We start from the raw sequence: 12,262 nt of genomic DNA on the forward strand, positions 1-12,262 counted from the left end.
AAATTACAAATACATTCTATTGAAATAGATTTTTTCAAAAAAAAACCAGAGTTCTTAGCTCTGGTTTTTTTATGAATTGGAATTTAAAATGATTTGTTAGAACCAAGTATTCCACGGAATTTTTGCCAAGACACAAATAAGTGCCAAGGTGTAAAAAATGGCCAAGGTTTTAAATTTTGGTACCGAAGTTAATTTCTTTTTGTGCTTAGAATAACCGATTGTAATTAAAACAACCGCAATAAGCATCATCAGAGGATGTTCGACAACATTAGATCTTATAACGCTATTTCCCATAATTTCTTTCATGCCCATACCGGAAATCACGTCCAGATAAGCAAAGAGTAAGACGATGCCAATAAGCAACTGAATATGAGTTACGATAAGGGTAAATAACGAAATTCTAAAATCCAAAGGATGGAATTCCTTTTTCCCAAAATATTTAAACAAAGCGTTTAAAGTAGCAATTACAAGCAATAAAAGGGCTAAATAGGCCCAATAAGAATGTAACATTTTCACTGTTTCGTACATGGTTTTTTGTTTGAAAGGTTAAAAACAAAAATAGTCATTTTATCTTTTGATTTAGTTGCATTATTCTGAAATTATAATCCAACGCTTACTTTCATTGCCAAATGCATCAACCACAGTAATCAAATGTTCGCCCTGTTTTGGCTGCACGGCGAATTCATGGATGTCTGTGGTGCTCCCTAAATAACGTTCGTTCAAATACCAAAACACCAAAGTTTCCGGTTTGGAGTGGGCCACTTTCAAGATCAGATCATTGGTTTGTCCGTCAAAATCTTTCGGTAAAAAAATGATGTTATTTTCCTTCGGATATATGAATTCCATAACAATGGCGCTCTCCCCCAGACAATCCTCTCTAAATGGTGGTAACGGTTTATAGAACGGATTTTGGGCTTTGTAATAATATTCCATTAATGGTGGCAGAACAAACCACGATTTGTGAATCATATTGTCTATATTTTCACAAGATGAATTGACTTGGTATTGCTCATTTTTGTCCAAGTGTACCAAGATATGATAAGGACAGGGCGCCGTTTTTAATCCAGATATCTGAATGTATTTTTGTTCTTTGCTTTCACAGTTTGGCGATGCGCGATGGCCTGATTGTGAGCAAATCTCGACTTCCCGCATTTCATCGAAAGGTTTGGAAAACCAATCACTTTTGGGCAAAACGTCAAACACATCAAACAAAATTGGTGCGGCGGTTTGCACACCCACCAAACCTGGTCTGCCTTCGCCATCCGCATTTCCAACCCAAACGCCCACCACATAATCTTTGGTGGTACCGATGGCCCAAGCATCCCTGAATCCAAAGCTTGTACCTGTTTTCCAGGCAATCTGCTTGGAACTGTCGTAAAACTCCCAGTTTTCATTGCCTTCTGGCCGATTGACTTCTTTTAAACTTTCAAAGGTCAAATAAATGGATGCCGCATCAAATAAGGTTTTATCTGATGTCCTTTTGCCGAAGTCTATTATTTCTTCTTTTAGAAATGTTGGCTCACAGAATTCATTGCTGAAATACTCGCTGGAGGTCTCATTAAAATGATTAAGTGTCGACGATAAGGATGCATAGCTTTTGCATAAATCCCACAGATTACTTTCGGCCCCACCAAGAATGAGCGACAGACCATAATGATTGGCATTGTATTGTAAATCTTTTAATTGCAAAGCCTTTAAATAATGATGAAACCGATCCAATCCAAATTCCTGTAGCATCCTTACAGATGGTATATTCAACGACCGTGACAAGGCGCGGCTTGCAGGAACTGCACCATCATATTGTTTGTCATAATTCTCAGGATTGTAACTTCCGTATTGCGTGGGTACATCAGCCACCAAAGTATTCGGCAAAAAATCTCCGGCATCCAGCATAGCGGCGTACAAAAATGGTTTTAAAATGCTGCCGGTACTTCGTGGTTTGTCAATGACATCTACGTCTTTTTCGTGTTCCTTATCGGTGGGCGTATTGCCTACGTAAGCTAAAACATGCCGAGTTTTGACATCTAAAACTAAAACAGCAGCATTGTAAATTTCGTTCTGCCTTAAATTGTTATAATGATTTGAGACGATTCTATTAACCTGCTCCTGAATCGGTTTTTTAACAGTGGTCTGTACATATTGTCCAAAATGCGTTTGGGTCACTTTTTGAAGTAAATGCGGTGCAATTTGTGGTAGTGGATACGGTTTTTGCGGTAATCCTTCAGCTATAGATAATTGATAGGTCAAGGTGTCGATAATTCCATGAGCCATCAATTTCCCTAATAACCGATTGCGTTTTTTGAACAGTTGTTCTTGGTTTTTACCGGGATAGATTAAACTTGGTGCATTTGGCAAAACGGCTAAAGTGGCGCTTTCTGCCCAAGACAATTGTGAGGCATCTCTATTAAAATACCGCCATGAGGCTGCATCCAGTCCTACAACATTTCCTCCAAAAGGTGCGTTACTGCTGTAATAGGAGAGAATTTTTTCTTTGGAAGTTCTCAATTCCAATCGGGTGGCGAATATAATTTCCTTTATTTTTTCAAAATAGGTTCTGGGCTGTCCTTTTCGGGATAGGCGGATGACTTGTTGCGTGATGGTGCTGCCGCCTCTTTTCACGCCACCCGAACTTAAGTTTTCTTTTAAGGCTTTAAAAATTGACACGGGATTGAATCCTGGATGCCGATAAAAATAGGCATCTTCAAACTGAAGAATACAGATTTTGAATTTTTCTGGAACGGTGTCATTTTGAGGAAATCGCCATTGTCCATCTTCGGCAATCATAGCTCCTAAAAGCTCGTTGTTAGAACTGGTAATGACGGTGGCGGTAGGATCTTTGAACAATTGGCGCGGCAAACAAAAATAATAGACCACCAAGACTATAAAAATAATGGCAGCCTTGAACTTGTGGCGTTTTATGTAGGTTAACAGTTTGTTCATGGCTTAAGACCTCACAGGTTTTATCCCGATAGCAATCGGGGCTGCGAGGTCTAAGTGTAATTTTTATTTTTTATTAGGATTTAACCCTTCCGTATTTAAGCGCTCTCCGGAGCTTAAAGCCATCCCGAAAAAAATCGGGACAAGCCCTTCCCAAAAATGGGAAGGAAGTTTTTGCTTCGGCATTATTTAAAAACGTATGCGCAATTTTAAATCGAATGATAAACTCAAATTCCCCTCCTTTTAAAGAAAGAGTGGCTTCAACACGAGAAAACGGGATGAAGGCCTAACTGCCGGCAGGCAGGCGAGGTGATTGTTAAAATGCACAAATTACCCTTTAGCAAAAACTTATCTCCAATAATTATTCGCGGCCGCAATAGTTGCAAATTCTGTGGCAACTGTTTGACCTACTGCAATCAGCATTGCCGCATCTTCAGCATATACGGGACGAAGCCTTTCTCTTACCGCAGCATCAGGCTGGGTGACTTTTATGATAAGTCTTGCCATTTTTACGGCTAATTGTCTGCCTTCTTCTGGCGTTTTTGTGATTAAAGAATTGTTAGGTACTAACTGAACTTGTTCTGACATGTCTATTACTTTTTAATGGTTACTATTTGTTTATTGTTGTTTGTATGTATAACTAAACTATTATTAGTTAGAAATTAAAATTGATAAACTTCTCCTTTTAAATTCTCACAGGTTTTAAAAGCTCTAAGATCCCTGCTTTCGCAGGAATTTTACTGATTGACTTCAATCCATCTGCCCTTAGTCCGCACTAAAAACTCATTATCATACATGGCCTCCGCTTGAACACCCGGCAAATAATAAGTGCCTAAATAAGATGCATTCAACATAACGGTAAATGTTTTACTATCATGTTTCCCACGTTTTGGCAAATCAAAATAAAAGTTCACCCGATCATCTCTGATATCCGTATATCTCGCCTGACTTGTGGTGGTATCTCCAAAATCGGTAAAACGAGTGTTCACAATTTCCCACCCCGATGGAAAGATCTGGGTTAATGCCACATCATTTACATCTTGATTCTTCAAATTGCTGACCTTAACCACCGCCACAAAATCCTGACCTTGGTTTAACTTCCCAATGTCTATCACATTGCCATTTAAATCTTTATAAACCACAGAAACACTCAATCCGCGTTGTTCTGATACCTCCTCACCTAACGGCAGTTTACCGGAATTCAGAACGCGAACATAGATCACATTGGCTTGGTTGTTTTTAAAACTGAAGGTATTGCTGCCCTCTTTAACTAGTAATTCGCGTTGTGCAATTGCACTCTTGGTATCAATAGTTTCTGATTTACCATTGAGGGTGTATTCCACTTTTAATGCTTTTCCGCCGTTTGCTTCCACCATTTTTGCCATCGCCAATAAGCTATAGGCCGTAGTTTGCGTACTCATCCATCTATTGCTGGAAAGATCTTTGGCGAGATCCTGAGCCAATTCACGCATTTTAGGATTTTTGGTCAACACCATAGTTTCTAAAGCCATCGCTCTATTTCTATCTACTGAACCGTAAGTATAATAATTATATTTTGGAGGTACAAAGTTGATATTTGCCGTACTCGCAATTTTATCGCTCGCTTCTTTTTGTCCCGCCAAAGCATAGGCCGCAGCCAGTCGCCATTTGGCTTCATTTGAAATCTCACTAAACTCACGCAAACGGTTCATGGCTGCCAAATCAGGGCTTCCAGCCAAAGCTAAGGTGTAGAGACGATAAGCTTGGGCTAAATCAGTATTTGCTGTTCTATAACTTGGGCGCCAATTGCTTGCAGCCTGTTTTTGGTAACGCAACCAATTGCTTTTAAATGTCAATGGCAACACAAAACCTTTCTTTTCAGCTTCCAACATAAAGTGACCGGTATAGGTTGTACTCCAATCATTAGCAGTGTTCTCTCCCATCCAATAGCTCATCCCACCTGATGCCAATTGAAAATTACCCAAGCGCTTGATCCCGCTTTCAATATTCTTTTGGATTTCCTGTTTCTTCTGAGCGGTCAAATCGAAGATATCGGTCAAATACAATTGTGGAAACACTCCAGACGTGGTTTGTTCCAAACAGCCATGTGGATATTGCACTAAAAACTGTAAACGTCTTGAGAAATCCATGGGTGGCAAAGTCGAAAACTCAACGGTTGCACTATTCGTACCCATTTCACCAAAGGTTGAGAAATCCATCGTTTTTGAAGCGTTGGCTTCCAAAGTTTCATCCAATGCTTTTGAGCTGATTGGATTGGGATTGTAAACATCAATTTCTACTTTGTAAGTTGATTTCTCGCCATTTCCATTGGCAATCACTTCTACTGTATTGAAGCCTTTTGCCTTACTGACATCCAATTCAAAATAAGCCATTTGCTCGTCTGGTCGCGCAAAAATCAGTGATTTTGATTGGTCTCCAACAACTGAAATACCATCACTAAGCTTTAAACTAATATTGACATTTTTCACTTTAGACTCCATGGCAAATACCGTAACCGGTAAGGTTACTTTTTCTCCCGGACTCAATTTTCTTGGCAAGCTAGCTAAGACCATCAACGGTTTTTTGACCTGTACCGATTTATCAACACTGCCATAAGCCTCGGTTTTCGCATCTCCAGCAACTACCATCGCCCGAACGGCACCTATATAGTTTGGCATTCTTATTTTATGCGATTTCTTTTCGCCTGCACCCAAATTAAAAGGCCCTAAATATTTGACCACTGGCTTAAATCGGTTGGCCTTTTTGTTTTTGCCTGCAGCGGCATTGGCATCCCCACCAATGGCAAATACCTGATCAATACTGCCACTGTAAGCGCCAATCACATCATCAAAAACATCCCATGTTTTTACCCCCAAAGCTTCCCGCGCAAAAAACTCATCCCAGGCATTTGGTGTTTTAAATCGGGTGAGATCCAGCAAGCCCTCCTCTACAATTGCGAGGGTGTAGGTCATTGATTTTTTATTCTTTTCGCTGACCACCACTTCAAACTCTTGTTCCGGCTGAAGGACATTTGGCATCTTGATCTCCGGGTACAGTTTGGTGGCAGGGTTTTCAACCATTATTGGGATCACTCCAAATAAACGAATCGGTAAATCATTGGCCGTGATAGCATGCGGTTGCAATAACGAGATGTTGACAAATACATTGGGCGCCATTTCAGCAGTGATTGGAATATTGACCGTTGTTTCGCCTTGCGTGGTCATCACCCATTTGTAGGACAACACTTCTGATCCATTTTCAATACTGACAAGCGCTCTGCCTTGAGTTCCTGATGGAAATGTAATCTTTGCGGTTTCCCCAACATTATAATTTTCTTTATCCGCCGCAAAAACCAACATTTTTGCCGCTTCCTTATCGGTGTCTGCCGAATTTTGATACCAGTTCTTATAGAAATAGGCCGTTCTTCCCGTAGCATGACCACTTTCTGGATCTGTAATCCTGATCAAATACCGTCCGCGTTCATTTTCTGGAATATTTAGTGTGAATTTCCCTTTACCGTTGGCATCGGTCGTCACTTTTTTGTCCAGATAAGAACGATGGTAATTACTCGAGACATAACTGGATAGGTTATCATAAGATGAATTCCACCACCAACGCCATTCAATCTTATAGACTTTGACTTCAAGATTTTCGCGCTTTATGGGATTGCCTTTTGCGTCCACAGTAACCACGTCAAAAGTTTGGTTTTCATCCGTAAAGAACGAGCCGTAACGGTTCCCTTCCGGGGATTTCAATCCGACAAAAGAACTGTAAGGTGCATAAGTTTTCGTAAACGCATCCAATGAAAAATCGCCGCCATTTTCAAAAGCTCTGACCAAAAACTGAACGTTCAATAATCCCGGAGCATTTTTGCCAACATTTAAAGACTTATTGACTTTTGCGATGCCTTCTTCGTTCAAATTCCCCTCAAAAACATTCATCTCTTCCGAAGAAAACGATCGTGTTGGATCCACAAATTCATAATCCTTATAATTTTTGAAGCCTTCGTAAGAGGTGCTGAATTTGGCTTTTATCTCAGCTTTTAAATTCTTTGCAGGAGCGCCATGCAACCATTTGACATCCAAAGTGCCATTTAAAGGGGCATTGCTCGAAAGCACTTCATCTTCAAAATCTATTTTAATTTTTAATCGGTTGGGCTTTACCGTTTCGACACGTAAACTCTTGTAAAACGAAGCGCCACCAACAGAAACCTTGGCACTATAATTTCCCGTTTTGTCCTCACTGTGGGTTGGCACGGTAAAGCGGTAGAAATTATTGATATTTTCTGTATTGATATTTTTGTAAATCAGTTTACCACTGGGGTCGGTGATTTCCATCTTAACAGGATGTCCTTTTGGTAATTTGTTGTCGTTATCATTCAGCATAAAGGTCAAGAACAAGGAATCTCCTGGACGCCAAACCCCACGTTCGCCATAGATATATCCTTTAAGTCCACGTTGTAAGCTATTTCCAGACACATCAAATTTGCTTAACGACAACGAGTTGCCATCTACCAATTTGATATAAGTGGTGTTTTTTCCTTTGGTAACAATGGCGAAAGTTGCATATTTATTAGTTTTGAATGTGGTCAAGCCTTCACTATCGGTTGTGGCTCTTCCAACTTCCTGTTGTTGGAAATTGAACAAACGCACCATAGCTCCTGCTTCTGGACTGGTGTCTAAAATATTAGTGACCGCAAAATAATAGGTATTGTTCGCACCTTGTTTGGCAATAACGCCCAAATTGGATGCGAGCAAGTTTTGTGAAACGATACGATTTTCATTGTAGTAGGCCTCATGGCAGGGATTGTTACGTTCATTCCAATTGTAGTTGGTGTTTCGGTAACTGTAGATTAAATTATCCCAATACTCTTCTTCACGAAGATCTTCATCTTCAGTGGTACTATCATTGTAATTCTCTTCATAATAATCGTTGTAATAATAATCGTCATAATAATCACCATCTGAATTTTCAACATTGGCGTAATTATCACAATTGAACAATGAATATTCCTTTTTAATACTCAATTCGACACGATAAATCGCACCTGCATCGGCATTAAAGAATTTAGAAAGATCAATACTGTAGGCTTTCCACTTGCCGTCATTTTCAACCGCGTCATTTTGCAAGGTTATGGTCTGTTTGGCAATCCGTCTTCCCACGCGCTTAATAGCCGATTGATTATTGCTTTGCAGTTGGTTATCTTGAAGAAACTGCAGCACATTATCTTCAAATATTTTAATGATGCGCACGTCAACCGCCTTTAAATTGACAGCTTCAAAATTAAATTTCAGTTCGTTGGAATTAGGTAAAATTGTTCCATTACTGATCAACCTTACTTGTGGTTTTAATTCTTCAAAAGAAATGGTTTCAGAGAATGGCTTCTTTAGCTTATAACCGTCTGTATTAGATATTCCTTGAAAAACGTCAACTAAAACATTTCCCACCAATTTTGAGCTTGGATATACTTTCAATACGTTGCCATCCACAATAAATTTTGGGTTTTTGGAATTCTGAATGGTGACCAGTCCATCAAAGTTTTGCTGCTTTTTTAAGGGATCAGAAAAGTTTAGTGACAAGTATTGCTCTGGTGTTTGAACCACTTCAACATTAACAATGATAAAATTATTGATACCTGGAATACTGAATCTATTCACTCCCGAATTATCTGCTTTTATAGCTTTACCATTCCATTTGACCAAGATTTCGCTGTCCTCGATAAGTCGGTTGATACTGTCGATTTTGAACTCAAAAACTTTAGATTTCTCAATGGATTCATTCCATTGCAACTTAAGCTTCTTACCGTTTTGTGAAGCCGCCACAAGTTGTTTGGCATCATTAATGTCGATAATATCTGCCGATTTCAAAGCCGCTTCCAAGTACTGCCAATCTTTGCTGTAAGACTGTAAGTTATTAGTCACTATAGTAAAATTGGGTGCAATCGTTTTGAATTGAAACGTATAGGTACTAAAGTCTTTCGGTTGATTTTTATAAATCTTATCCAACTTAACCGTTACACTGTATTCCGTATCCGGTTGAAGCGTTTCGTCTGGTTTAAAAACCAAGGCGTGTGCATTTTCCACCAATAATTTTCCTTGAACCTGAGGTTTTATAGTGACAATCTTTTCGGAAATTTCCTGCCCAATAGTCCAGCCTTCCACATCATTGGTCAGATTGATTATAATAGGATCGGCAATAGATACACGACCCGCAGTGGTGTAACTTATATAATCACGGAATTTGAAAAGATTATCGGTTTCTTCATTTGAAGGGCTGTCCTTTTTACAAGAAACCACAAAAAGCAATGCAAAAACCCAGGTGAAAATATTTTTAGAAGACATACAGTTGATGGTGTTAAATGGCGATTTCGAAATTAAAGGCTTTTGTAAACATAGTGATATTTCAACTTAAATTAATCCTTGTAAATACCAATAGTTAGATTACCGGAAGCATCCATTGACGCTCTATACATGCCTTCAGTATTGAATTCCATTACCATATTTCCATCTTTATCTACTGCAATAATTCCACCGTCGCCACCCAAATCTGGCACTTTTTTCTGAATGACCTCTTTGGCGGCTTCCTGCAGACTAAGTCCTTTATAATCCATCAAGGCCGAAATATCATGAGCAACCATAGCACGGATAAAGTATTCACCCCAACCCGTACTACTTACCGCGCAGGTGGCGTTATTGGCGTAAGTCCCAGCTCCGATAATTGGCGCATCGCCAATACGTCCCCAACGTTTATTGGTCATTCCTCCAGTAGAAGTACCTGCAGCAAGATTTCCGTTTTTATCTAATGCTACACAACCCACGGTTCCAAATTTTGAATCTCTAATTGTGGGGTCATAAAATGCCGACTTATCCCTAACTGCTTCACTTTCTTCAGAAGCCTTTACCCTTTCTAACGCTTTGAAACGTGCTTCGGTATAAAAATAAGAGGGATCAACAATTTCCAAACCTTGATCTTTTGCGAACTGCTCTGCACCTTCTCCAGACAACATGACATGAGGAGATTTTTCCATGACCGCTCGTGCTAAGTTAATGGGGTTTTTTACTGTTTTTGTTCCAGCAGAGGCTCCTGCATCCAGATTTTTACCGTCCATTATGGAAGCATCCAACTCGTTTGTACCAGCATTTGTAAATACTGCACCTTTTCCCGCATTAAACAAAGGTGAGTTTTCCATAACATTGATGGTTTTTTCAACGGCATCTAAACTTGAACCACCATTTTTTAAAATATCATAACCCACTCTAATGGCTTCCTCCAACTTCGCGTTATAGGCATTTTCGTCTTCTGCCGACATGTTTTTCCTCAAAATTGTTCCGGCGCCTCCATGGATGACAATGGCGAACTCGTTTGTGTTTTTTGTTGTGGCAGAATCAACATCCTCAATGGTGTCCGTATTTAATTCTGCATTAGAAGATTTTTGATCGTCTTTACAGTTTAAAAACAAAAGCATCAAAAGTGGAAAATAAATCAGGTTTTTCATAGGATTCAAATTGAAAATCAGCCTTAAAGTTAGCATTTTTTTAAGAAGCTCTCGCTTCAAAAAGCGACATTTTATTGCTATCTTCGCAATTATCACTAATTAATTAAAAAAGACATATATGCAAGCAGTTGCTACAGATTTTGGAATTGAAAAAGCCCTAAAGGAATTAGGCGTTAAGGATATAAATGATGGCACCTCAACAGGCTCAAATAATTTTTCTAACGGCGAGGTTATTGAAAGCTATTCACCAGTAGATGGAAAACTGATTGGCAAGGTAAAAACGACCAGCAAAGAGGATTATGAAAAGGTTATGGAAGCTTCAACATCGGCTTTTAAAGCTTGGAGAGATATTCCTGCACCTCAACGTGGCGAAATTGTACGTCAATTTGGTAATAAATTAAGAGAATTAAAAGAACCATTAGGTAAGCTCGTGTCTTATGAAATGGGTAAATCATTACAAGAAGGGTACGGCGAAGTTCAGGAAATGATTGATATCTGTGATTTTGCAGTAGGATTATCACGTCAATTAAACGGTCAAACCATTCCTTCTGAGCGTCCAGGGCACGTCATGAGAGAACAATGGCACCCTATTGGTGTAGTTGGCATTATCTCAGCATTTAATTTCCCAGTGGCCGTATGGGCTTGGAACACAGCACTTGCTTGGGTTTGTGGAGATGTTTGTGTATGGAAAGGTTCAGAAAAAACACCTTTATGCTCTATAGCATGTCAAAACATCATTGCAGGTGTTTTAAAGGACAATGACTTACCAGAAGGAATTTCATGTATCATCAATGGCGACTATAAAGTTGGCGAGTTTATGACTAAAGACCCTAAAATTGCTTTAGTTTCTGCAACAGGCTCAACCCGAATGGGACGCATAGTTGGCACAACCGTTGCCGAGCGTTTTGGTAAATCTCTATTAGAATTAGGAGGCAACAATGCCATTATCATTACCCCAACGGCCGATCTTAAAGTCGTGGTTCCTGGTGCTGTATTTGGTGCTGTAGGTACTGCAGGACAACGTTGTACCTCAACCCGCCGTTTAATTATTCACGAATCGGTTTATGATAAAGTAAGAGATGCCATTGTTGGTGCTTACGGGCAAATTAAAATTGGTAATCCGTTAGATGAAAACAATCATGTAGGACCAGTAATTGACAAAGATTCTGTAAAAACTTATTTGGCCGCTATTGAAAAAGCAAAAGCTGAAGGTGGTAAAGTTTTAGTTGAAGGCGGTGTTTTAGAAGGCGAAGGTTTTGAGAGCGGCTGCTACATTAAGCCAGCAATTATCGAGGCCGAGAATCATTTTAAAATTGTACAGCAGGAAACTTTTGCGCCTATTTTATACATTATGAAATATTCTGGGAGTGTTGAGAATGCTATTGATCAACAGAATGGTGTTGCTCAAGGTCTATCTTCAGCAATAATGACCAACGAACTGAAAGAGGCTGAAAAGTTTTTATCATACGCTGGTTCAGATTGTGGAATTGCAAACGTCAACATCGGAACGTCAGGTGCTGAAATTGGTGGCGCCTTTGGTGGTGAAAAAGAAACAGGTGGTGGACGCGAGTCTGGGTCTGATGCATGGAAAGTGTATATGAGACGACAAACAAATACCATCAATTATTCAGATGAATTGCCGTTGGCACAAGGAATCAAGTTTGATTTGTAATCTATTAATAAAAAGTATTTCAAAAGCCACTCTTTTTTAGGGTGGCTTTTTTTTGTATAAACCAGACTTAACACCAGTTTATAATTTAAAAACTTCCTAATTCTTACAATATAAACGACGGTTAAGATGTCGCTCCTACGGAGCTTGGGTTTTTAGAAGTTATGTTTTTTACAAAGATG

6 protein-coding genes are annotated in these 12,262 nt (G+C 39.4%); 1 reads left to right on the forward strand and 5 read right to left on the reverse strand.

The features are described from left to right. Window positions 1-96: 96 nt before the first annotated feature. The 5 genes from H3Z82_RS03345 to H3Z82_RS03365 form a co-directional block, all read right to left on the reverse strand. Complete coding sequence (locus H3Z82_RS03345; protein WP_182202472.1) at window positions 97-528, reverse strand: hypothetical protein; 432 nt, start codon at window positions 526-528, stop codon at window positions 97-99. A gap of 60 nt (window positions 529-588) precedes the next feature. Beyond that, the gene (gene pbpC / locus H3Z82_RS03350; protein WP_182202473.1) at window positions 589-2,940 is read right to left on the reverse strand and encodes a penicillin-binding protein 1C; all 2,352 of its coding nucleotides are present in this window, start codon (window positions 2,938-2,940) and stop codon (window positions 589-591) included. Between the two features lie 345 nt (window positions 2,941-3,285). Beyond that, window positions 3,286-3,525: a hexameric tyrosine-coordinated heme protein gene (locus tag H3Z82_RS03355; protein ID WP_182202474.1), complete on the reverse strand. Its 240-nt coding sequence runs from the start codon at window positions 3,523-3,525 to the stop codon at window positions 3,286-3,288. 149 nt (window positions 3,526-3,674) lie between these two features. Further along, window positions 3,675-9,257 (reverse strand): alpha-2-macroglobulin family protein, encoded by a 5,583-nt coding sequence (locus tag H3Z82_RS03360; protein WP_182202475.1) that lies wholly within the window; start codon window positions 9,255-9,257, stop codon window positions 3,675-3,677. Between the two features lie 71 nt (window positions 9,258-9,328). Next, window positions 9,329-10,411: an isoaspartyl peptidase/L-asparaginase family protein gene (locus tag H3Z82_RS03365; RefSeq protein WP_182202476.1), complete on the reverse strand. Its 1,083-nt coding sequence runs from the start codon at window positions 10,409-10,411 to the stop codon at window positions 9,329-9,331. A gap of 118 nt (window positions 10,412-10,529) precedes the next feature. Here H3Z82_RS03365 and amaB point away from each other — a divergent pair, with 118 nt between their 5' ends. Next, the gene (amaB, locus tag H3Z82_RS03370; protein WP_182202477.1) at window positions 10,530-12,083 is read left to right on the forward strand and encodes an L-piperidine-6-carboxylate dehydrogenase; all 1,554 of its coding nucleotides are present in this window, start codon (window positions 10,530-10,532) and stop codon (window positions 12,081-12,083) included. The last annotated feature ends 179 nt before the right edge of the window (window positions 12,084-12,262 follow it).

Source organism: Gelidibacter maritimus (genome assembly GCF_014062315.1).
Classification (GTDB): domain Bacteria; phylum Bacteroidota; class Bacteroidia; order Flavobacteriales; family Flavobacteriaceae; genus Gelidibacter; species Gelidibacter maritimus.